Below are 22,690 nucleotides of genomic sequence, written 5' to 3' on the forward strand. Positions count from 1 at the left end.
CGATTATTCAAGATTTAGGAGAGCTCGATGCCAAATATCTACGCTGATATCCCTTCGTCGCTGCCCAATGAGATGTTCAACGCTCTCATTAGTAACGAGAATATTCGAATTGAGCGAATTCTGTCACATGGACACAGTTCACCAGAAGAGGGGTGGTACAACCAAGATGAGAATGAATGGGTAATGGTGCTCGAAGGTCAAGGCGTCATCGAGTTTGAAGATGGACGTGTTGTTACCTTGTCTAAAGGGGATTACATCAACATTGCTGGGAGAGAAAAGCATAAGGTGGTTGGTACGGTGGAAAACGTTGTGACGATCTGGTTGGCTGTATTTTATCGTTGAATCTCTTTGTTCTAGAATCGACTCATTTAGAGAGCGCTTAGGGGCAATACGGTACTTGTCCAATACACTAAATACATGAAAGGATTATGTCGTGGTTAGAATTAGAAATTACCAACCTAGTGATAACAAAGCGTTATGGGAGATTTATTTTCATACCGTCCGTAACATCAACGTTCGCGATTACTCTCAAGAACAAGTCGAGGCTTGGGCACCAAGTGATTTTGATTCGGAACTGTGGGACAAATGTCTTCGCCGTATACAGCCCTTTGTGGCCGAGTTAGACGGGCGCGTTGTTGGCTATACTGACTTGCAACCCAATGGCTTGATTGACCATTTTTTCTGTCACCATGAATATCAAGGAAAGGGGGTAGGAAGAGCTTTGATGGAGCATGTATTTTCAGTCGGCAGAGTTCGCGGTGTTTCTCGATACTTCTCAGAGGTGAGTATTACCGCCAGACCTTTCTATGAACATCTTGGATTCAAGGTTGTGAATGAGCAAGAAGTTGACATGCGAGGCGTAAAACTGACGAATTACGTGATGGAGAAAGTAATCTAATAGCCTGAGCTAACTATCAATAGTGTTGGCGGCTTCGAGTTATGTGCATCTTTATTGGTCTAATCTAAACTAATAAAGACTACATGGAGTGTGGCTCATGAATATTGTACTTAGTAATAAGATCCTCGTCTTAATTTCCTCTCTCTCATTGGCGGCAGGGGTACTGGCCTTGAAGTTCGGCTTCGAAGGGTTATTCCCGATCTTTGTCGTCGTTATTTCTTTCTTTTCTGTCGTTATCAATCTGTATGTGCTGTGTATCAGTCGAGAAGACAAAGATGTCTCCGATTCCTATCAATAAACGAATACAGCTCGTCCCGAAGCATTAACCAAAGGGTTTGAAAAACATAAGAAATAACCGACATGAATGACCGGATTTTATTTCTCATAATTCTCAAATTTGCGACATTTGTTGGTGGGTTTTTTTACCATGTTCTTAAGAACTTTTTCCGGGTTGCATATAGTATGCAGGCTGATTTAGTTTAATTAAGGAATCCAAGTGGGAATAGAAGCTTTGGCGTTTGTAATGGACGCTTTAATCACGGCATGTTGCATGTACATTGCGTCGAAAATGTCATTCGTTGTTGCCGACTTTAAATCCCTCCTTACCATCGCTGTTATCGTTGCTCTAGCGTCGTTGATTCCAACTGTAGGGTGGGCTCTCGGGTTGATCCTTTTTGTATTCCTTCTCGGGAAGGCAACACACGCGAGTATTGGTGACTGTATTTGGGTAGTGGTGTTTACCAAGGTCGTGTCGATGGCGGCTTTTTTGATATTCGGACGTTTGTTTGTCTAGCTGTACACGCAAAAGAAAGTTCGCCTTCTTTGATGACGAAACTCAGTTATCTCTAAACACGAAAAGGGTGCGAACGAGTCACACCCTTTAAAGAATTTTTGAAGGCTTATTACTGGCTTTACCCATTGATTATTTTGGTAGCAGTACCGCATCAATAACATGGATGACACCATTGCTTGCTTCAACGTCTGGCATCACGACTTTAGCTTTGTTGATCATCACACTGCCATGATCAATCCCTACCATTACAGCTTCACCTTGGACTGTGACTGCACTGTTCAGTTTCATTACTTCAGCCGCCATAATTTTCCCAGGTACGACATGATAAGTCAGTACTGCGACTAACTTGTCTTTATTCTCTGGTTTCAACAGCATATCGACCGTTCCCTCTGGCAATGCTGCAAAAGCCTCATCGGTTGGAGCAAAAACGGTAAATGGTCCGTCGCCTTTCAATGTATCTACTAAGCCTGCTGCTTTTACCGCCGCAACTAGGGTGGTGAACGAGCCGTTTTCTGCTGCCACATCAACGATGTCTTTCTTCATACCGTGATGATTCGCGTGAGCGAAAGCTGTGAAAAGAAGTGTTGCGAACAGTACTGACAGGGTTTTGCTTAAGTGATTAAACATATTGTAGTCCTTTGAGTTTGTCTGTTATTTCCGAGAGGTATTACGAAAGCCTAAAAGCGATAGATCAACTTATTGCACCCTCGTGACACTTACTTCAACTGCCAAAGTCATCAGATGGATAAAAAATCCATGTTAAATACTTGTTGTAATTGCATTTTGATACTTATAGTTAGTGGGTGATTATTCAAGTAATGGATGTGAATATGAGGTTTGCTTTACCAGTTGTATTTTCTGCATTGGCTTCAATGCCTGCTTACAGTGGCCTTGCTCCAAATGAAGGTTTCAGCGGTAACTTCAGTGTTTTGGCCGGTTTCTACTCTGACAGTAGTAATTTGAGTACTGAACAAGATTCGAATCAAGCAACCAACACTGAGGAAGGGAATAGCGAAAAGCAAGGGTTACTCGGCTTTTTGGGTACCGTTCAATATACTTTTGGTGAATCGCTGACTCACCAAGTATATGCGGGTACGACACGAGAGGATATTGCAACAGGTACCATCGCGTTTGAGATTGGTTACAGACATCAACTTTCCGGTGGCACCATATTGGATTTTTCTGTTCTTCCTACGCTTATCTCAGGTAAGGCTTGGTCTGATCCTTACGCGGTTGGCGTTAATCGAAACGAAACCGATGTGAAAGGTAATGTTGGGCGATTGCAAATGACTAACATCGGCGGCACTGGTTTTCGAACGGATTTCGCGATTGGTGAATCAGACGTAGATGATGAGCTGTCAGGGAGTTCACTAAACTTATCTGCTGAAGAGATAGCACTGCTCGATAGGGAGCGAACTTATGTGTATGCCAAGGTAGGGTATCCCTTCATCTTGCCTAATCAAGCTGGTGTGTTCGTTCCATCTATGGTGTATTTCAATTCAGATGCGGAGGGTGGTGCACTGAGCTTTGATAGCTACGGTATTGAACTGAATTACGCTAAGAGAATTGGTCGCCATGGTTTTGTGGTCACATTAGATGCCAGTGATCGTCAGTATGATGAAGCAAATCCGATTTATGAAAAAACTCGTGAAGAGAACGAATATGGCGCCTTCTTAGCATACGAGTTTGGCGGCTTGATGGGATATGAAGATTGGTCATTGATTACTTTACTTGGTTTAAGAAGCATAGATTCAAACATCGACTTCTATAATTCTGAACAGGTACTCGCGAGCGTCGGTGTCGACTATAAGTTCTAAAGATTAGATATTCCGAAGCTTTGTATAACGCTAAGATTTCGTTGGGTTTATTATCTGTTTAATTATTTCGAGCACTTATAATCTTTAAGGTTGTAGGTGCTCGTTGCTATCCGTAGTATGAAAGTCGTTCAGTTAAAAAGATCAGATAGTAAGGAAGCGCTTTGGAAATACAAATTAGACATCTAGAACTCACAGACAACCAAGATATTTTTGATATTTATCGCCATCCATCAGTATCAGAAAACACCTCTCAAAAGCCTTTCCTCAGCTCTGATCAAGTGGAGCGACTGTTTGGTCACTCCGACCATTTCACTTTAGTTGCGGAAGTATCCGGTAAAGTAGTGGGCCATATTACTTTATTCATGACCAGCAAGGTAAGAGACAGGCACTGCGCTGGTCTTGGTATTGCTATTCACCCGGATATGCATGGTAAAGGGGTCGGTAAGGCGTTAATGCAAGAAGCGATCAATCAGGCGGATAACTGGCTTAACCTCGTGCGTCTTGAGTTAGAGGTTCATGCTGACAACCACGCCGCTATTGCTTTGTATGAACGTGTAGGTTTTCAGTTAGAAGGCACAAAAAGGCTCAGTACGTTCAAAGGCGGTAAGTACATCGATATGTTACTAATGTCGAGAATACGACCAGATTACCTTTGAAGGCGAAGTGACTCTATATAACTGAAGCAGTTGAAGTAAGATATTAATTAACAGGGTTATTTTAATAAAACCCTCAAATTTTATTTGCTGAGGGTTTTGTGTTTATAAGCATTCGTCACTATCAGATTTGTTGATAAGATCGCTATGGATTATCGATGCCAAAGCCATTTCGCAGTGCAAACTGAATCAGTTCGGTATGGTTGTCGAGTTCCAAAATATCCAACATGCGGTATTTGTGTGACTCAATGGTTCTAGGGCTTAAAAAGAGGATCTCAGCACATTGCTTTGCGGTATAACCTTGTGCCAGTTGAGTCAGAACCGCACACTGCCTTTTGGTCAGCAATAATAGTTTTTCACTCTCGTTAATATTATTGGTTTCATCGCTGGTGACACTACGCGTCATTTTGGAATGCTGCCAAAAACAGAGCCAGATATCACTCAGCAATTTGATTCGCTTCATGTCAGCCTCTTCAATTGGCTTATCGTAACGATTGAACCGTGAGAAGCCGATAGCTCCCCACTGCTGGCCAAACAACGAAAGGCTTACAATCCCATGCCAATGAGCACCTTCTTCATAAAGTACACGTAACGGGTCGAGTTTATGGTTCTTTAGTGTTTCTTCAGGGAACAACTGCCAACACTCTTTTGAACGTAAAAGCTTAAGGTAGTCAAGATAATTGCCTTTTAGAAAGCGTTCCATTTCAAGCGGTGGAGTATCTGTTTGGGATACGGAAATACTTTTTCCTGTATCCAGAAGAATCATTGAGTTTGGAAATAGGGTAAGTCTGTCGAGCTTAAACCAAGCGAGCGCTTCTCTTGCCAGTAAGAAAAAAGTGCTATCGAAATCTTTGGGCTGGCATGCAGTCAAAGTTTTGGTTTGGTGAGAGAGGAGATCCTCAAAGCTCGCGAATAGGTTGTGTTTCATATCGACCGTCTTTTATGGTTTTAGACAAAATAGCGGCAATAACTAAAGTGTGTCAATCTAATATTAGAATGTCGTTCTGAATAAGGTGTGGCGAGTATTCTTAAATGCTACTGAGTAATTTATTAGTTTTATCGAGAAACGATTAGTGAAATTCACACTGAACTCTGTATAGTAGCAACCGTTTGCTTCGTATAACCCCAATGATATGGTTTGGGGGTCTCTACCAGCTCCCGCAAAGTGCTGATTACGAAGGGTTTAGAACACAATTGTGTTCTTACTCTTTGTAATAGCGTTCAAGAAAACCTCCTGTCTATTATTCAGAGTAAGTGCACACCTAAAATCCATAGTAGGTGAAATATGAACGCATTTATTCAAGGGCTTCCAAAAGTAGAGTTGCATTTACACATTGAAGGCTCACTCGAACCTGAGTTGCTTTTTCAACTCGCTCAACGCAACGGCATTGAGCTACCTTACTCATCCCCAGAGCAGTTAAGGCGCGCATACCAATTTGATGACTTGCAGTCGTTTCTGGATATCTATTATCAAGGTGCAGATGCGCTTCGCACTGAACAAGATTTCTATGACCTAACATGGGCGTACTTAGAGCGTTGTAAGGCTGATAATGTTATTCACACCGAAATCTTCTTTGATCCTCAGACACATACTGATCGTGGTATTGCATTCGACACGGTCATTAACGGTATTCATCGTGCACTTCAACAGGGGCAAAAAGAGCTGGGTATTACCTCTCAAATTATCGCTTGTTTCTTGCGTCACCTGACTGAAGAGCGCGCCATTCAAACGTTCGCCGATGTGTTAAAACATCAAGATAAGATCGTCGGGGTTGGGTTGGATTCTTCTGAATTAGGACATCCACCAGAGAAGTTCAAACGTGTATTCCAACAAGCGAAACAAGCGGGTTTCTTAACTGTGGCACATGCAGGGGAAGAAGGTCCTGCTCAAAACATTGTGGATACGATTGAAATGCTCAGCGTGAGTCGAGTGGATCATGGTGTGCAATGCATGACAGATGACGCTTTAATCGTCGAATTGATTGAGACTAAAATGCCGCTGACCGTGTGTCCATTGTCTAACATCAAATTACGAGTGTTTGATGTAATGGAAGAGCACAACATTGTCGAGCTGTTGAGAAAGGGTGTCGCTGTAACCATAAACTCTGATGATCCAGCGTACTTTGGTGGCTACATGTTGGATAACTTCAACGCAGTGAGGCAATCTCATGAGATGACGCAGAAAGAACTGGCACAGTTTACTTTGAATGCGATTGACGCGAGCTTTATCGAAGAGTCATTGAAGCAGCAATATCGTGAGCGTGTTCAAGACTACCTTTCTAAAGCCGATTCTGAATAGTCTCTAGTTTAGACTTCGGCTATAAAAACTCTGTAGCTTAGAGTCTTATAACGACCGACATATGTTGGTCGTTTTTATATTGCTTCTACGCAATTTTTAGGTGAGAAGTAACCTAACTGACTAAGAGGTATGATTTTATTTTGCTAAAAACATCTCCTCTAGCTGTAATGAACTACCTTTAGAAGGAGTGCAAAATGCAGCACTAACGCTGTATAACGTGAACATAGCGATTGTCGGAGGAGGAATACACCGTTGTTAGACCCAACAATCAGTGAACAAATTGAGTGGCCATGTGAATTGCCGCAAGAATTGATCGATAGCTTAATCGAGATTGCTGTTTTAAAAACGAGTGTTCATAGCCTGGAAATTACCAAGAAATTCCAAAATCTGCCTGGCGTTTTCTATATTCTGAGTGGTTCTGCAGGAATCTGTTTTTCTACTGAGAATATGAAAAGCATATCCGGTGGTGTGATTGGAAGAGGAGATTGGCTAGGTGCTTTGTCTATTCATGCTGACTACAACCTCTTTGCTGTGGCTGAGGAGGTCGAGCCTATTACCATGGTACTGTTTCCTGCCAAGAAGGTGTTAGCGCTTGCCGAAGAGCAGTGCATGGTATTCAAATGGTTGTTGCATAGTGGGACCAAAGCACAATCTATTTGGATGCAAGCTTACTTATCCTCGATTCATGAAAAAGAACAGAAAACCATTTACGTCTTGTTGGAGCTTGCTGCACGCCAAACCAATATAGCAGGTGCGACCGTGAGTATAAATATCTCACAAACTCAATTGAGTACCATTACAGGGATCTCGAGACCCAGGTTGAATGAGGTGCTTAAAGGTATTGAGCAACAGGGCTTAGTGAAGATAGAGAGAGGGAAGGTGTTCATCACTGATGCTGAGGGTTTGTATGAGCGTATTTCACCAATGAATTTGATGATGCGCGATCCTGTCGCTGAGATTAAAGCGTGAATCTCTAACAGCACAGCTAACCTTTGGATGATTGGATCTTCAGTGATAAATCAATATCACATGAAAAAATTATGCACAGTGTTCTTTTAGGAACATACACCACAAGAGAATATCTATAATGTTCACTCTAGATTTATAAATTGAATTAGAGCGGAATAGAATTGTTATGAAAATGGCTGTACTGGAATATAAAGTATTGGGACTTGGTGAATGGATTAAAACAAGAATTTCTAGCCGCTGTGCATACTTACTGGCTGAAGAGTATAAAGCGCTAGGATGGCCAACCAGAGTGGATGGCAAAGTGGTATCCACTGAGTCTGCTTAATCTATACGAGCCTAAAGTACCTAGATGAAGACAAAAAAGAAGCTGGCAGTGTGCCAGCTTCTTTCATTTTTAAATTAAGACAGTTGAGTTACTTGTTCACGTAGTCTTTGAATTTCTGCTTTGTTTCAGCATCTGCTTTTTCGTACCAGAAATACAACATCTCTTCAGCTGTATTTGCTGCATTTCCGTCAATCTTTGCTGGAAGCGTTACTGGCTGTACGACAGCTGCTGCTGCGCCCGCACTAGCACCTACTGTAAGTGCAGCGATGCCACCTTTCTGGTTGTATTCTTTCGCTTCTTGCGGGTACTTACGACCAATCTGCATGCCATCTTTGATAAGTTTGTCTTGCTTAACACTGATTGCATTTTGGTTTTCATCAACCAGTTTCCAATCTAAGTTTTGAAGGCCTTTTTTCGCTTCGTTGGTGTTACGGAACTTAGGCATATCGAACGTCAATGCTGTGTCTGTCGCATCAAAAGTAGCAATAATCGTATCGCTATCGACAAACTCGCGGTCGTTACCTTGGCTGAAAGCAAGTTGATATTTGAAAACGATTTGGTTTACGCCGTCTGGCACGGTGATCGTTTTGCTTGAAGAGAAAAAGCCACCCTCAAGAGCAGGCTTAGCTTCGTTAACCGCTAAGACTTCGACTAAAGCATCTGCGCTAGAAGGAACTTCAATTGTTACGTCAGCGAACGCGTGTGGTGCTGCGATAATTGTGGAAAGCAGCGCGATGGATTTTAATGTTTTCATAATCATACAGTTGTTTATGGGCAGTTGAATTACAATCGCATGGTAAGAACTCCAATTCAAGTCATGTCATAAGGATTTGAAAAAATTTGCGAAATCTTAACGCAACGGTCATATATTAAGGTTCACATTGACTAGTGTGAGTTTTTATTTTTGAAAAATGAGAGGGTAGGTTGGGTGTGAATTATACTAGTTGGCGGTTCGCGTCTTATGTTATTTGTATTGGATACTAAAAAGCCGCGGTCACTGCATTCAGTCACCACGGCTTCGTTATTACATTTTTAATCTAGAGTAGCTTATTTAGCTTGTGCTGCTGCAGCTTCTAGTTGCTTAAGTTTACCTTGAAGCATGTAAGCATTCTGGTTGAAGTTACCAGGGTTCAGTACTTGGCTGTTCTGCATTGGGTAGTCAGGTAGTGTGTTCATAAATTCTTGTACTTTGCCGCCTACTGGTACGAATAGCCACATGTTGTCTGCCATCCAACGCAGGTACATGCCAGACTCGTGTGGTGCTTTTTCGAATGGGTCTGCACGTAGGTGAACGACTTGAGGCCAGTTTGGTTGGAAACGCACTGCATCTGTGATGTTACCGTCCATTACAGCGAACGAAATCTTGAAGTCATTCCAACGTACCGCGTTTAACTCAGCGTTAGCAGAGAAGTAAAGCATGCTATCACGAGGGCCTTTCTCTTCTTTACCTTGGAAGTAAGGCAGGAAGTTGTAACCATCTAGGTGTACACGCCAGTTTTTACCGTTGTAAGTCGCACCTTTATCAGAAGCCAGCTTCTCAACCACTTTATCATCACCAGCTGCTGCTAGTAGAGTCGGAATCCAGTCTTGGTGACTCATGATGTCGTTGATCTTAGTTCCCGGCTTGATTGTACCAGGCCAGCGAACTAGCTGAGGAACACGCATACCGCCTTCGTAAGTTGTACCTTTCTCACCGTGGAAGTAAGTCGCACCGCCATCAGGCCAAGATACGGTTTCTGCACCGTTATCAGTAGAGTAGATGACGATGGTGTTGTCTGCGATCTTAAGCTCATCAAGCTTGTCTAGTAGGATACCTACTTGGTCATCGTGCTCTAACATGCCGTCAGCGTAAATGCTGATACCCGATGCGCCTTGGTATTTTTCTTGTAGACGAGTCCACACGTGCATACGTGTTGTGTTGTGCCAAATGAAGAATGGTTTGTCCGCTTTCACTGCTTTTTCCATGAAGGCTAGAGATTCTTCTAGGAACTCTTCATCCGCGTGCTCCATACGTTTACGCGTCATAGGGCCAGTATCTTCAATCTTACCGTCAGAAGTTGATTTGATTACACCACGAGGCCCAAAGTTCTTACGGAACTCAGGATCTTTAGGGTAGTAGTATGTTTCTGGCTCTTCTTCTGCATTCAGGTGGTATAGGTTACCGAAGAACTGGTCAAAACCGTGGTTCGTTGGAAGGTGTTTATCTTGGTCACCCATGTGGTTCTTACCGAACTGAGCAGTCATGTAGCCCTGTTCTTTAAGAAGGTCTGCGATAGTTGGAGCCCAATCTGGGATACCGTGATCAGAACCTGGCATACCGATAGTTAATAGACCTGTACGGAAAGGTTCTTGACCCGTTAGGAATGCAGCACGACCAGCAGTACACGATTGTTGACCGTAGTGGTCAGTAAATAGTGCGCCTTCGTTAGCTATACGGTCGATGTTAGGTGTTTCGTAACCCATCATACCGTTGTTGTATGCACTGATGTTGAATACACCAATGTCATCACCCCAGATAGCAAGAATGTTTGGTTTTTCTGCTGCCGTTGCCGCTGAAGAAGCTGCTAATAAGCCAACACCTAATGCTAGTTTATTAATTTTAGTACCCATAAGGACTCCGATTCACTTTAAAGATTAATGCGTTAGAGCAACACATCGATGAATAAATGTTATTCCCAAAATTCCGCTTCGTCCTTTTATAGTGCTTATAACCAATCGTTATGATGCTCAGTTAACCCATTGATCAATATCATTTTTAGTGGGTTGAATGAATAAGTCCTTAGTTTGTATGTGTGATCCTTATCATGTTTGTTGGCGTTAACCTTATCGATGATTCCGGTGTCCATATCTCAATAAAAATGACAAATAGATTAATAGTTTAGCGAATCTCGCGATCGTTCAAAAAATGGACTATACGTTGTAGGGCAGGATGCAAATAACTTACGAAGAGGTTTCTATGACAGCGAAATATGGCGCTAAACGTCGATTAGCGATTTTGGGTACAGCAATGATGGCCGCGTCTAGCGCCACTTTTGCGGCAGAAAAGCCAAATATATTGGTCATTTGGGGGGACGATATTGGTCAATCCAATGTGAGTGCATACACCTTCGGTCTCATGGGTTACAAAACCCCGAATATTGATAGCATCGCCAAAGAAGGCATGATGTTTACCGATTACTACGCAGAGCAATCTTGTACCGCAGGTCGCTCTACGTTCATTACAGGTCAAAGTGTACTGAGAACAGGCTTAAGTAAAGTAGGCTTGCCAGGTGCAGATATTGGCCTTCAAGCAGAAGATGCAACCATTGCTGAATTGCTTAAACCTATGGGTTACATGACAGGTCAATTTGGTAAAAACCACCTTGGCGATAAAGATGAATTTCTTCCAACAGCGCACGGGTTTGACGAATTTTTTGGCAACCTTTATCACCTAAATGCTGAAGAAGAACCAGAAAATGAAGATTACCCAACCGACCCAGAGTTTCGTAAGAAGTTTGGCCCGCGTGGTGTTATCAAATCATTTGCTGACGGCAAGATTGAAGATACGGGCCCATTAACACGTAAGCGTATGGAAACCGTTGACGAAGAAACGCTCGATGCCGCGCTTGATTTTATGGATCGCGCAGTGAAAGCCGATAAGCCATTCTTCGTTTGGTGGAACGCAACACGTATGCACTTCAGAACTCATGTGAAAGCGGATAGTAAGGGTGTGACGGGCGTTGGTAACTACGCTGATGGTATGGTTGAACACGACCGCCACGTTGGACAGTTACTGAAACAAGTCGACGAATTGGGTATCAAAGACAACACGATTGTTTTCTACTCAACGGATAATGGTCCACACATGAACTCTTGGCCTGATGCCGGTACAACGCCGTTCCGTGGTGAGAAAAACACCAACTGGGAAGGCGCATACCGTGTACCAGCAATGGTTCGTTGGCCTGGTAAGATTGAACCGGGCAGCGTTTCTAACGAAATTATGCACCACATGGACTGGATGCCAACCTTCGTAGCAGCCGCTGGTGATGATCAAATCAAAGAGAAGCTGCTGAAAGGTCATACTGCGGGTGATAAAACGTTTAAGGTTCACCTAGACGGATATAACTTCCTTCCTTACCTAACCGGTGAAGAAGAAAAAGGTCGTCGTCATGAAGTATTCTACTTTACCGATGATGGTGATTTAGCGGCTCTTCGTTACAACCAATGGAAAGCGGTGTTCATGGAGCAGCGTGCAACGGGTACGATGCAGATTTGGTCAGAACCGTTCGTGACGTTACGTCTTCCTAAGCTGTTTAACCTCCGTATGGACCCATACGAAAACGCAGATATCACATCGAATACTTACTATGATTGGTTGTTAGACCATGCTTATATGTTCGTTCCTGCACAAGCGTATGTTGGCAAGTTCCTAGAAACCTTTGCTGAATATCCACCACGCCAAAAAGCAGCAAGCTTTAGCTTGGATCAGGTTATGGAAAAACTTCAAGAGAACCATAACAAGTAAGCTTTGGTTTGTTGAAACTGATAGCTTAATGAAACTGGTAACACAAGAGAGCTCCTAGGAGCTCTTTTTTTATGCGCATACCGATGAGTAAATACCAGTCGTGAATATGAATCACAACTATCGTGCTCGCTGCCACTAAATAATTGTAAATTCATTGTTTTTGCGTCTACCTTATTAAGCATAAGGATGTATAAAAACAAGGAATGTTATGTCTGCATGGTTGTGCTTGCTAGTGAACGGATTGAAACACCAGCGAGTTGCAGTATTATCCGCAATGTTATCTTTACCCGTGTTGTCGATACTTAGTTTCCACACGCATGCCAATGAACAGGCTTTATCAGAAGCTTCGCATGCGAGCTCTCAAGCGACGTATGTCGGATCTGAAGCTTGTATTGACTGTCACAGTGTGGAAGTGGAAGCATGGCAAGGTTCTCATCACGACATGGCGATGAAGCATGCCACCGAAGATTCCGTTCTCGGTGATTTCAATAACCAAACCATCACCCATCAAGGAAAGCCTAATCGCTTTTTCCGCAAAGGTGATGAATTCTGGGTAAACATTGAAGGGCCTGATGGTCAATTCAAAGATTACAAAATCAGCTATACCTTTGCCTTTGAACCTCTGCAACAGTACATGGTTGAGTTTGAAGACGGACGCGTGCAGTTGATTCCTTTCGCTTGGGATTCTCGAGATAAGAGTGAAGGCGGTCAACGCTGGTTTCACCTTTATCCTGATACCACCAACACGGATGAATTCTACTGGACCAATAGCGGTCAAAACTGGAACTTCATGTGTGCTGATTGCCATTCAACGAACCTAGAAAAGAACTACGATAGCGCGAGTAATACCTACGACACCACATGGTCGGAGATTAATGTCGGTTGTGAAGCGTGTCATGGCCCTGCGAGTGAGCACGTTGAACAAGCCCAGCAAACAAATAACCAGCAAACCGCAGCCAAAGGGGGAAAAAATGCCCATGTCTCGGCGCATTACGGCTTTGACCGCGATTTGTCGAAGTCGGTGAAGGAGTGGATCTATCAAGAGGGTAATTCAACACTGCAACCAAAAGACATCATTCATACCAATCAAGTTCAAACCTGTGCTCAGTGCCATAGCCGACGCACTCAGTTGAATGAAACAGGCGACCACGTTAACGGGTCTTTCTTTGATAAGTATCGTCTAAGTTTGATTACTCCTGAGCTTTACCATAACGATGGTCAAATCTACGATGAAGATTACGTTTACGGCTCCTTCTTGCAATCAGTGATGGCAGAGAAAGGCGTTACTTGTACTAACTGTCACGATCCTCATACTGCAGAACTGAAAATTGCCGAAGAAGCCGTGTGTAGCCAGTGTCACATTGCTTCTGAATACACACCTGAAAAGCACACATTCCATGAAGCCAATACCGAAGTTTCACAATGTACCACTTGTCACATGCCAGAAACGACTTACATGGAAGTCGATCCAAGGCGTGACCACAGCTGGCATATTCCACGTCCAGATATTAGCCAACACATTAAAACACCGAACGTGTGTACGAGCTGTCATGAAGACCAAATTGATCAATGGGCCGATCAGCAAATTGGTAAGTGGTTCCCAGATTCTAAGTATCGTAACCAGCAACACTTTGCTGTTGCCTTTTATGCGGATTCAATCGGGCATAGAGGTGCAGAAGATGCACTGGCGTATTCAGCTCAAGACTCAAGTTTAAGTAATATCATTCGTGCTTCGAGTTTAGAACGTTTAGGTGGCAACACGGGCAAGAACACGCTTATCTCATTAGCGAGAGCGGTGAAACACGATGATGAAATGATCCGCTTGGGTGTGGTGCAAGGCTCGTCTGGCTTCCCATTCACTGATCGCTGGCAGATTCTAGAGCCATTATTGAAAGACCCTGTATTGTCGATTCGATCAGAAACCGCAGGCGCGCTAGTACGTTACTGGGGAGAAATGAATCCGCTGCAGAAAGACCAAATCAAGCCTGCATTGGAAGAGTACATTGAGATACAACAATTTAATGCCGACAGAGGATTTGGCCGCACAAATTTAGGTAACGTTTACCGCGATTTAGGTCAGCACGATAAAGCGATTGAGTTCTATCAAGGTGCAATCGAAATCGAGCCTTATTTCGAAAACAGCTACGCCAATTTAGCGGATTTGTATCGAGCGCAAGGTAACGAAGCAAAAACGTTGTCGACGTTGAAGCAAGGCATTGAAGCTCAGCCTAAATCGAGTGTATTGCCATACAGCACAGGATTGTCTCTGCTTCGTGTGAAAGATTACGAACAAGCAACGGACTACCTTAAACAAGCCGCTGAAACTGCGCAAACCGACCCACAATATTGGTATGTGTACGGATTGGCTTTAGAGAAATCGGATGTGCTTGCGGCAAGTCAATCACTGCACAAGGCTTACCAATTTAGCCGCAACCCACAGCACCTGTATGCCCAGTGTGAAGTGTTGGCGCGAAACAGCCATTTACCGGGCGTACCAAAGGCGTTTGAGCAGTGTATTTCATCATTGAGCAAAGTAGCACCGCCGGAAGCCATTAACCAATTGAAATCTAGGTTTAAATAAAGCGATGAGGTGAGCTTGGCTATCGTGCTTGCTGCTTATTCCGCTTGTAACCAATTATCACGTTTATAACTGTTTATCATGTGTATAACTAATAGTTATGGGGCTTGTGAGTAGGATGTACGCAGCCAGATTGAATTAAGGGAAGACCTATGAACCATGCGCAACAAGCAATAAACCAACTGATTGAACAAACAGAAAAAAGTGTTATCGGTCAGAGCCACGTCGTTCGGGCTCTGGTGATAGGGTTATTGACTAATGGACATGTGCTTCTTGAGGGGCTTCCCGGTACTGCGAAAACTCGCTCAGTAAAATCGCTGGCGAATCTACTGAACACCAGTTTTGGTCGAATTCAGTTTACTCCTGACCTGCTGCCGTCAGATGTGACGGGTACGGAGGTGTATCAAGAGCTTGATGGAAAGCCTCAGTTGCACTTTCAACCGGGTCCTATTTTCAACAGTATTGTTTTAGCCGATGAAGTGAACCGCGCTCCTGCAAAGGTACAAGCGGCTCTGCTTGAAGCCATGGCGGAAGGGACGATTACGGTGGGTGGTCAAACTCATATCCTACCTGATCTATTCATGGTGCTCGCTACGCAAAACCCAGTTGAGCAAGAAGGTACGTATCCACTGCCTGAAGCACAGATGGACCGTTTCATTATGAAAGTCACGGTCGACTATCCAGAAGATGAAGCTGAACGCGACATCATTCGACTGGTGCGCAGTGAAGAGTTGGGTAGCGAAACGAGTTCAAAATTAGTCACTCCACAACATATTGAACCTGAATTGGTGCTTGAAGCGCGCCGCCAACTTCCAGACATTGCCGTTTCCGATTTAGTTGAGAACTACATCGTGGCTTTGGTAATGGCGACACGAAAACCTGAGCGTTATCCAGAATCAGACTTATCGAAATGGATTGAAATTGGTTCAAGTCCTCGTGCTTCTATTTCATTGGATAAATGTGCTCGCGCCTATGCGTGGCTGCAAGGGCGTGACCACGTCACGTTAGACGATGTGCGTGCCATGTTACCAACCGTATTAGGCCACCGATTCTCGTTGTCTTACGATGCATTAGCCGATGGTGTTGACCATCAAAGAGTGGTTGAAGAACTGCTTGATAATGTTGAGATCGGATAACTAGGGGGCGTCATGGCGAAGCCAACACAAGCTCCTAAACCGCAAGGCCTTGATCCTCGACTGTACTGTGACTATTCAAGGTTAGTGCGAATTCAGGCTCAAGCTGAGTCATTTTCACTGTTACCTCATTTAAAAGCGGGCAGCGTACTTTCGGGCAGACATAACTCTTTGTTCCGTGGTCGTGGTTTGAACTTCGAAGAATTACGTCATTACCAATTGGGTGATGATATCCGTAATCTCGATTGGAAAGTTACGATGCGAACGGGTAAGCCGCATGTTCGTAGCTATACCGAAGAGAAAGACCGTAATGTGATGATCTGTGTCGATCAGCGCAGTTCGATGTTTTTTGCTTCTCAAAACACCATGAAATCCGTTGTAGCCGCCGAAGTGGCGGCACTGTGTGGGTGGCGAGTGCTTAAAGATGGTGACCGTGTTGGTTTCGTTTTAGCCTCGCACCAAAAGCTCTTTCATACCAAAGCACAGCGCTCACAGTCTGATTTGCTCGCTCAACTTAAACACCTTACTAAAGCGAATCAAAGTTTAGCCGTGAGTGTGAGTGACAGCGAGTGTGTCGGGTTCAGTCAATGGATTGAACTGATCAAACGAATGAGATTAAAACAGTCGACCTTAATCTTTATTAGTGATTGGCGAGATTGCCAAGAACAACACCTTGATCGCCTTAAGCAACTGCAACAACACAACGATATCTTAGCTATTATGGTCACCGATCCCTTAGAACAATCACTGCCTCATGATCTTGCTAGCGCGAACTGGGTGGTGGGGGATGGTCGTTTTCAGCTCAATTTAGATAGCCAATCTAAGGTTAACCTCGCAAGTGAAAGCCTTTCCCAAAAAGCGGAACTCCAAAAACAATCGCTTGCTAAATTGATGGCGATGAAAAACCTTCCTTATATCGAACTAGACACGTCAGGCAATCACATATCACAGCTGCAAAAGCTGGTGGGAGGGCGCTAATGACTGTTGAACATACGCCTCCAAGTACTTACATCCTTCGCGACCTATATGATGTCGCCATTCCCGAGAGCGTGAGCTGGATGCCGCAAACCATTGGTTGGAAGATCCTCGGCGTTATTCTGTTATTGGTCGCTATCTGTCTGGCTTATCGTTTGGCGCAGAGATGGTGGAATAATCGTTATCGTAAAGAAGCACTTAAAGAGCTCATGATATTGGATGCAAGAGACAAGAACTCTACCGAACGAACCTTCAAGGTACTGAAAGTGGTGCTTCGTTACCTAGACAGCAGCAATGCAAAGCTGTTTGGCCAAGCATATGTGAACCGTTTGAACGCTTATCTGCCTGTTGACGTTAACGAGAGTAAAAATAGCAATGCTTTCTTTGCCGATGAAGTTTCGGGACTATGGATGCAGAGTTTAATCGACCCTAAGGTGCGTTTGAGCTTTGAACAGCGTTTAGAGGTGATTCAAACAGCGATGATGTGGCTAAAGCTTCATAAACCGGATGTACAAGTAACGTTTGAGGGGCAAGATAATGTTTGATGCTTTATCTGCAAGCTTCGAATTTGCGCACCCATTGTGGTTTATCGCGTTACCTCTGCCGTTGTTGGTCTACTTTGCCGTACCAGCTTATCGAACTAAGCAAATGGCGATTAAGGTGCCATTTTTTCGAGAATTGGTTGAAGCTATTGGGGAAGCGCCGTCAGAAGGGGCAAGCCAGCTAACACCAAGCTGGTGGCAACGAACCACGCTCATTATTACTTGGGTATTAGTGGTGTGCGCGCTCGCTAAACCAACCATTCTTGGTGAGCCGCAAGTTCGCGAACAATTAGGTCGTGACGTGATGGTAGTGGTCGATTTATCTGGCTCAATGGCAGAACAAGACTTTACCTCTAAGCGGGGCGATAAAATATCTCGTTTGGACGCGACCAAAGAAGTGCTGGCTGATTTTGCGACTACACGAAAAGGGGATCGACTCGGTTTGATTCTTTTTGGTGATGCAGCGTTTGTACAAACACCGTTTACAGCTGACCAAGATGTCTGGCTTGAACTGCTTAATCAAACCGATGTCGCGATGGCAGGGCAAAGCACGCACTTAGGTGATGCAATTGGCTTGGCGATTAAGGTGTTTGAACAAAGCGAAAAGCAGAGTGCTGCGGTTCAAGATTCAAGTATTGATGCGAACGTGAAAGAGAAAGTTGTGATTGTACTAACTGATGGCAATGACACAGGAAGCTTTGTCGAGCCTATCGATGCCGCAAAAGTTGCAAAGGCTAAAGGCGTTCGTATTCACGTTATCGCCATGGGTGATCCCCAAACCGTGGGAGAAGTGGCATTGGATATGGAAACCATCAAACGTGTGGCGCAAGAATCCGGTGGTGAAGCCTTTGAAGCGCTTAACCGCGATGAACTGACTAAAGCCTACGCTCAAATCGGTGAACTAGAGCCTCAGCTGTACGAGAGTACGACTTATCGTCCTAAACAGGGATTACATCATTATTTGATGGCCATTGTCGTAGTGATGTATCTGACTGCGTTTAGCTTAGCGACGATACGCCGAAGATCGCTGCTCGCTTCTTCGGCTAAGAATTTGAAAGGAGAGAGTGATGCCTGATTCTCTCACGATACAACAGTTCTTTACTCAGTTTCATTTTATCCGACCTTTGTGGTTGTTGGCATTTATTCCGATGTTCTTCTTGTTATGGGTTCGTTGGAGAGAAGAGACCAAACCAACGTGGAAAGACATTCTACCTGCACACCTACGTGATGCATTGACCATTGGCGAAACAGGCTGGCGTAAGCAGTTACCATTGAAGCTATTGGTGGTGATTGTAACTATCGCCATCATTATCTGTTCTGGCCCAACATGGCAGCGTGAGGCTTCGCCTTTTGGTGAAGACAAAGCGTCGATGTTGGTTGTGCTCGATAATAGTGAATCTATGCTAGCTAAAGATTTGCCTCCAAGTCGCTTGGAGCGATCTAAGCAGAAAATTAGAGACTTATTGGCCGCGCGCAAAGGCGGTAATACTGGCTTAGTGGTTTACGCAGGCAGCGCACACGTCGCGATGCCCGTCACGCAAGACAGCAAGGTATTCGAACCGTTTCTGGCGGCTATCACACCCGATATCATGCCGGTATCAGGTAAGTCAGCAGAAGAAGCACTGCCACTGATTAATCAGCAACTGTCTGGTGAGTTAGGCTCTTCTGTACTGTTGGTATCAGATGGTGTAAATCCAAGCACCATTAGGGCGTACGAGAGTTTCTTTAATGACAATCCGTATCAGTTGCTCATTCTAGCCGCAGGAAACCGTAATGTGGTGAGCGATAACCCTGTCGACCTAGATTCACTGCGTAACTTAGCGAATAAGACAGGTGGTCGAGTGATCGAGGTGACCGTTGATAACTCCGATATCCAACAACTCAATCAAGCGGTTGAAAGAAACATGCAACTGAATGGTGAGTCTTCAATGCCTTGGAAAGACATGGGATATGGCCTGCTTATTCCAATGGCAATCATCATGTTGTTGTGGTTCAGAAAAGGGTGGTTGGTACAGTGGTGTGTCGTTGGTCTAGTGATTTCAGGTAGCATCTATTCACCAAGCACTTTGGCGAAAACAGTCAATTTAACTGCTGAGAAACCAGTCGTGGTGGAGCCGCTTACAGCTTGGGATAAAACAGCTCAATGGTGGTGGGACTTATGGCTAACGCCTGATCAACAAGGGCAACGTTTATTGAATCAGAAGGAATATCTTGAAGCGGCCAAGCATTTTAAGGATCCAATGAGAAAGGGCGCGGCTTATTACTATGCTCGTGATTTTAAGTTAGCTCACAGTGCATTTTTGCAAACCAAAACTGACCTTGGCTTATACAATGCAGCCAGTGCGTTAGCCAGACAGCGTGAATACCTTGCGGCACGAGACCTTTTGAAATCATTAAGCGAGAAAGAGGATCTGTCACCAGAACTAAGAACGGATGTGGAGAACAACCTTGCTGTGCTTAGTGGAATTGTCGAAGAGGTAAACCGAACCAGTGAAAGCCAGTCTGGAACCACAGATGGCCCTGAGGAGTCTTTAGAACTCGAAGACGATCAGCCTCGAACGGGAGATGGAGCTGAAGAAGAAACGGTAGCGGAATTGATGCTTAAGGAAACGCTTAATGCCAATGAAATCTTAGGCAGCCAAGAGCTTGCCGACAAGTGGTTAAAACGCGTTGAAGCGGATCCTAAGTTCTTCTTGAAGTCCAAGTTCCAAATTCAGTTAAGAGATCCTGCACCTTCCATCGAACAGTCTTCAAAACAGGAGCAAACACAATGAGTCGAGTTGATTTAACTCTTGCAGTGCTTCTAGAAAAAGCAGGGCGCTCGGAGTCTTTTAGACTAACGAAGGCCTTGTTTGTGTCGCTAGTTCTACTGTTTAGCACTGCTTTTTCTACACTTGCTTCTGCGGCTGATATTTATGACCTGCAGAGGACTGGCGATGTCGAATTGATCGCTTGGGTCGGAGAAAAACCGAAGTCTGGCGACAAGATTACGCCTACGAAAGTTAGCGTTAATGAACAAGTGATTCTGAACATTGAGGTGGCGACACCGCGTTGGCTAACTGGGGGAACCCGAATTGGCAGCATCGAAATCCCGAATGTTATTGCTAAGCAGCGCAACCAGCTGGCGACGAACTACACGGAACGAGTGGGCGGCACAACATGGTCACGCCAACGCTGGGAAGTGACGCTTTATCCGATGACTTCGGGCGAATTCGTCATTCCTACTGTGCCTGTTCGAATTCAAGTGTCAGCGCCTGATGGTTCAAACGTTGGTGGCACACTTTATACGCAACCCATTAAGTTTGAAGCTTCATTACCTTCAGGTTTGTTAAGTGATGAATCGCCTTGGTTTTCTGCGACCGACGTGGATGTTGAACAGCAATGGCAGCGTTCGAATGAAGACTTGAAAGTTGGCGATGCGGTTACACGCACCGTGACGATCAAAGCCAAAGACAGTTTGTCTGTGTTACTGCCAGATGTGTTGTCCAATGAAGCGACTCAGCAATATCAAGCTTACCCACAGCCTAATCGTTTAGACGATACACAAGAGCGTGGTGATTACCGTTCTAGCCGCATCGAAGAAACGGTTTATGTAATTCAACAAGGTGGCGAATTTACCTTGCCAGATTTCTCATTTCAGTGGTGGGACAGTAAGAATCAACGTCTTGAAAGTGTTGTCATAAAAGGTGAGGTGTTTGAAGCCAAGCACACGCTCCAATCTTTCATCAAGGCTTATATGTCGGTCTTTATCAGCGTAGGTTTGGCATTAGTGTTGTGCGTTGCGCTATTTGTTTCTTTGATGCGCTATTACAAGAACCGACCAACACCGAGTTGGTTGGTATTCCGTCGTTTGCTCAAGCAAGGTAATTGGTCTGCATTGAGAACCTTTATCTATCGAGAGTTACGAACTGAAACGACTCAGTTAGAACTGGGTAAAGTGAAACTTGGTAAATTGAATGGACAAAAACGTTGGGTGGAAGACAGCGAAGCGCTCCAACAAGGGCGTGAAGATAAAAACGTATTTACTCGCTTGTGGAGAGAGTTACGTAGCCTGCCCAGTACTCAAACAGACTCAAGGCATTCTCGTTCGATTTTCGCCCGCTTGAAAATCCCTAAAGCCTTGCCAGACTTAAAAGATAGAACTAAGTAGCAAACTTTAGTTATTCGCATCGAACATAATCGGCAGGTTCTCTACTATGGGGAACCTGCTTCTTTAATATGGAACTGTATGAAAAGTACCGAACTAAATCTAATTCCTATATTTGTTGCTATCTATGAAGAACAGAACTTATCTAGGGCTGCTAATCGCATGGATATAAGCCAACCAGCAGTGAGTAAAGCACTTGCAAGGTTGAGAGATATCTATGATGAGCCATTGTTTCACCGCACCACATCAGGCGTAGAGCCAACCACATTCGCTATTGATATCTACCCTGCAATGGCCGCTGCGCTTAAAAACTTTACGTCTACCTTATCCGCATCAAGAGACTTCGATCCTAAAACCTCAGGCCGCGTGTTTTCTATTGCCTGCGTCTCGGCGGCTAGCTATGAAATGATGCCAAGAGTGATGCAGTTAATCAGCCAGGTTGCACCCGGTATCGCACTCGAAGTTCACCCTCTGTTTACGGAAGATTACGAGTCTGATTTAAGGCTCCAAAGACACGATGTGATTGTCGATATGACGCCAAAAGGAAGAACCATGCTTAAGCATGAGGTGATTTCTACAGAGGAGCTGGTCGTGGTGTGTAGTAGTGATCACCCTACTGTTGGCGATACAATCGATATGGAACAGTTCTTAGCACTCGAACATGTGGTGGTCTCTAGGTGGCATGCGCGCAAAAGCTTATTGAGCTCTGAACACTACAGTGATCTAGAGAAACGTAGAATAGTCTATCGTGCTGCAGGTGTTGTTGAGATGCTTCCTGTTATCGAAGGCTCTGAGTACATCGGTGTAATGCCTATTTCATCGGTGCGTTGTTTTGCTGAAAAGTACGCGGTCAAAACACTGCCATTACCCTTCGAGTTGGAAGACCTGGAGATGTGTATGATTTGGCATCCAAGCCGTACTAATGAACCAAGCCATAAGTGGTTACGAGCTAAGATCAAAGCAGCAGCAAAAGAGTTATCAAGTTAGCCTATACAAGGACATAGCCATTGAAAGCATTCGCGCGATTTTAAATGGAAAGAAAGCCAACACAGTGGCA

The 22,690-nt window shown here is 44.3% G+C and carries 22 protein-coding genes and 1 riboswitch; of the genes, 18 read left to right on the forward strand and 4 right to left on the reverse strand.

Annotated features, from left to right (window positions below; genetic code table 11):
• The first annotated feature begins 27 nt into the window (after positions 1-27).
• The 4 genes from BCV39_RS14270 (at position 28) to BCV39_RS14285 (ending at position 1,691) form a co-directional block, all read left to right on the forward strand.
• The gene (locus BCV39_RS14270) at positions 28-342 is read left to right on the forward strand and encodes a cupin domain-containing protein (RefSeq protein ID WP_102431228.1); all 315 of its coding nucleotides are present in this window, start codon (positions 28-30) and stop codon (positions 340-342) included.
• 91 nt (positions 343-433) lie between these two features.
• Positions 434-898 carry a GNAT family N-acetyltransferase gene (locus tag BCV39_RS14275; protein WP_048663458.1) on the forward strand — a complete coding sequence of 155 codons (465 nt, stop codon included), beginning with the start codon at positions 434-436 and terminating at the stop codon, positions 896-898.
• A 97-nt stretch (positions 899-995) separates the two neighbouring features.
• Entirely contained in the window at positions 996-1,196 is a 201-nt protein-coding gene (locus BCV39_RS23070) for a hypothetical protein (protein WP_157933142.1), read from the forward strand.
• A 198-nt stretch (positions 1,197-1,394) separates the two neighbouring features.
• Positions 1,395-1,691 (forward strand): hypothetical protein, encoded by a 297-nt coding sequence (locus tag BCV39_RS14285; protein ID WP_102431226.1) that lies wholly within the window; start codon positions 1,395-1,397, stop codon positions 1,689-1,691.
• 129 nt (positions 1,692-1,820) lie between these two features.
• On the opposite strand, the gene BCV39_RS14290 is transcribed toward BCV39_RS14285, so the two are convergent.
• Positions 1,821-2,318 carry a fasciclin domain-containing protein gene (locus tag BCV39_RS14290; RefSeq protein WP_048660303.1) on the reverse strand — a complete coding sequence of 166 codons (498 nt, stop codon included), beginning with the start codon at positions 2,316-2,318 and terminating at the stop codon, positions 1,821-1,823.
• A 203-nt stretch (positions 2,319-2,521) separates the two neighbouring features.
• On the opposite strand from BCV39_RS14290, the gene BCV39_RS14295 reads away from it, so the two are divergent.
• Both BCV39_RS14295 and BCV39_RS14300 read left to right on the forward strand, forming a co-directional pair.
• Positions 2,522-3,508, forward strand: a complete 987-nt coding sequence (locus BCV39_RS14295; protein ID WP_102431225.1) for a DUF2860 family protein — start codon at positions 2,522-2,524, stop codon at positions 3,506-3,508.
• 161 nt (positions 3,509-3,669) lie between these two features.
• The gene (locus BCV39_RS14300; protein ID WP_102431224.1) at positions 3,670-4,164 is read left to right on the forward strand and encodes a GNAT family N-acetyltransferase; all 495 of its coding nucleotides are present in this window, start codon (positions 3,670-3,672) and stop codon (positions 4,162-4,164) included.
• Between the two features lie 142 nt (positions 4,165-4,306).
• Here the strand turns inward: BCV39_RS14300 and BCV39_RS14305 are convergent, their stop codons facing one another.
• Positions 4,307-5,089, reverse strand: coding sequence for a LuxR C-terminal-related transcriptional regulator (locus tag BCV39_RS14305; protein WP_102431223.1), 783 nt, complete (start codon positions 5,087-5,089; stop codon positions 4,307-4,309).
• A gap of 167 nt (positions 5,090-5,256) precedes the next feature.
• Positions 5,257-5,356, forward strand: a riboswitch (purine riboswitch).
• Between the two features lie 90 nt (positions 5,357-5,446).
• Between BCV39_RS14305 and BCV39_RS14310 the strand changes: the two genes are divergently transcribed.
• From BCV39_RS14310 to BCV39_RS23185, 3 genes are all read left to right on the forward strand, one after another.
• A complete protein-coding gene (locus BCV39_RS14310) occupies positions 5,447-6,460 on the forward strand; it encodes an adenosine deaminase (protein ID WP_102431222.1) in 1,014 nt (337 codons plus the stop codon).
• Positions 6,461-6,712: 252 nt separating this feature from the next.
• Positions 6,713-7,429 carry a Crp/Fnr family transcriptional regulator gene (locus tag BCV39_RS14315; protein ID WP_102431221.1) on the forward strand — a complete coding sequence of 239 codons (717 nt, stop codon included), beginning with the start codon at positions 6,713-6,715 and terminating at the stop codon, positions 7,427-7,429.
• Between the two features lie 172 nt (positions 7,430-7,601).
• Positions 7,602-7,754: a hypothetical protein gene (locus BCV39_RS23185; RefSeq protein ID WP_165887216.1), complete on the forward strand. Its 153-nt coding sequence runs from the start codon at positions 7,602-7,604 to the stop codon at positions 7,752-7,754.
• Positions 7,755-7,842: 88 nt separating this feature from the next.
• Here BCV39_RS23185 and BCV39_RS14320 read toward each other — a convergent pair whose 3' ends face one another.
• Both BCV39_RS14320 and BCV39_RS14325 read right to left on the reverse strand, forming a co-directional pair.
• Positions 7,843-8,508, reverse strand: coding sequence for a DUF2057 family protein (locus tag BCV39_RS14320; protein ID WP_048660297.1), 666 nt, complete (start codon positions 8,506-8,508; stop codon positions 7,843-7,845).
• Positions 8,509-8,801: 293 nt separating this feature from the next.
• On the reverse strand, positions 8,802-10,364 hold the full coding sequence (locus tag BCV39_RS14325; protein ID WP_077681544.1) for an arylsulfatase: 1,563 nt from the start codon (positions 10,362-10,364) through the stop codon (positions 8,802-8,804).
• A gap of 346 nt (positions 10,365-10,710) precedes the next feature.
• On the opposite strand from BCV39_RS14325, the gene BCV39_RS14330 reads away from it, so the two are divergent.
• From BCV39_RS14330 to BCV39_RS14370, 9 genes are all read left to right on the forward strand, one after another.
• Entirely contained in the window at positions 10,711-12,258 is a 1,548-nt protein-coding gene (locus BCV39_RS14330) for an arylsulfatase (RefSeq protein ID WP_102431220.1), read from the forward strand.
• Between the two features lie 208 nt (positions 12,259-12,466).
• Positions 12,467-14,839, forward strand: coding sequence for a tetratricopeptide repeat protein (locus BCV39_RS14335; protein ID WP_102431219.1), 2,373 nt, complete (start codon positions 12,467-12,469; stop codon positions 14,837-14,839).
• A gap of 149 nt (positions 14,840-14,988) precedes the next feature.
• Positions 14,989-15,972 (forward strand): MoxR family ATPase, encoded by a 984-nt coding sequence (locus BCV39_RS14340; RefSeq protein WP_102431218.1) that lies wholly within the window; start codon positions 14,989-14,991, stop codon positions 15,970-15,972.
• A 12-nt stretch (positions 15,973-15,984) separates the two neighbouring features.
• The gene (locus BCV39_RS14345; protein ID WP_102431217.1) at positions 15,985-16,947 is read left to right on the forward strand and encodes a DUF58 domain-containing protein; all 963 of its coding nucleotides are present in this window, start codon (positions 15,985-15,987) and stop codon (positions 16,945-16,947) included.
• Positions 16,947-17,489: a DUF4381 domain-containing protein gene (locus BCV39_RS14350; protein WP_102431216.1), complete on the forward strand. Its 543-nt coding sequence runs from the start codon at positions 16,947-16,949 to the stop codon at positions 17,487-17,489. The genes BCV39_RS14345 and BCV39_RS14350 overlap by 1 nt, the downstream gene beginning before the upstream one ends.
• Positions 17,482-18,561 (forward strand): VWA domain-containing protein, encoded by a 1,080-nt coding sequence (locus tag BCV39_RS14355; protein WP_102431215.1) that lies wholly within the window; start codon positions 17,482-17,484, stop codon positions 18,559-18,561. The genes BCV39_RS14350 and BCV39_RS14355 overlap by 8 nt, the downstream gene beginning before the upstream one ends.
• A complete protein-coding gene (locus BCV39_RS14360) occupies positions 18,554-20,260 on the forward strand; it encodes a VWA domain-containing protein (RefSeq protein WP_102431214.1) in 1,707 nt (568 codons plus the stop codon). Before BCV39_RS14355 ends, BCV39_RS14360 begins: the two co-directional genes overlap by 8 nt.
• Positions 20,257-21,636: a BatD family protein gene (locus BCV39_RS14365; RefSeq protein ID WP_102431213.1), complete on the forward strand. Its 1,380-nt coding sequence runs from the start codon at positions 20,257-20,259 to the stop codon at positions 21,634-21,636. Before BCV39_RS14360 ends, BCV39_RS14365 begins: the two co-directional genes overlap by 4 nt.
• Before the next feature lie 78 nt (positions 21,637-21,714).
• A complete protein-coding gene (locus BCV39_RS14370; RefSeq protein WP_102431212.1) occupies positions 21,715-22,620 on the forward strand; it encodes a LysR family transcriptional regulator in 906 nt (301 codons plus the stop codon).
• Positions 22,621-22,690 lie beyond the last annotated feature (70 nt).

This window comes from Vibrio sp. 10N.286.55.E10 (assembly GCF_002872555.1).
Taxonomy (GTDB): Bacteria; Pseudomonadota; Gammaproteobacteria; order Enterobacterales; family Vibrionaceae; genus Vibrio; species Vibrio crassostreae.